The sequence below is a fragment of the Pseudoalteromonas sp. BMB genome, from assembly GCF_001709235.1.
GTDB lineage: Bacteria > Pseudomonadota > Gammaproteobacteria > Enterobacterales > Alteromonadaceae > Pseudoalteromonas > Pseudoalteromonas maricaloris.
Genome location: NZ_MBQA01000043.1, coordinates 1 through 264, shown reverse-complemented (window position 1 = coordinate 264; position 264 = coordinate 1). Strand labels below are relative to the sequence as shown.

1 rRNA gene is annotated in these 264 nt (G+C 50.8%); it reads right to left on the bottom strand.

The window, feature by feature from the left end:
• Positions 1-264 (bottom strand): 23S ribosomal RNA (locus BB427_RS03115); the annotation flags it as partial.

Below are 264 nucleotides of genomic sequence, written 5' to 3'. Positions count from 1 at the left end.
TACTCAACCTTCAACCTGCCCATGGCTAGATCACCGGGATTCGGGTCTATACCCTGCAACTTAAGCGCCCAGTTCAGACTCGCTTTCGCTACGGCTCCACATTAGCTGCTTAACCTTGCATCAAATCGTAACTCGCCGGTTCATTCTACAAAAGGCACGCCATCACCCATTAACGGGCTCTGACTACTTGTAAGCACACGGTTTCAAGTTCTCTTTCACTCCCCTTCCGGGGTACTTTTCACCTTTCCCTCACGGTACTGGTTC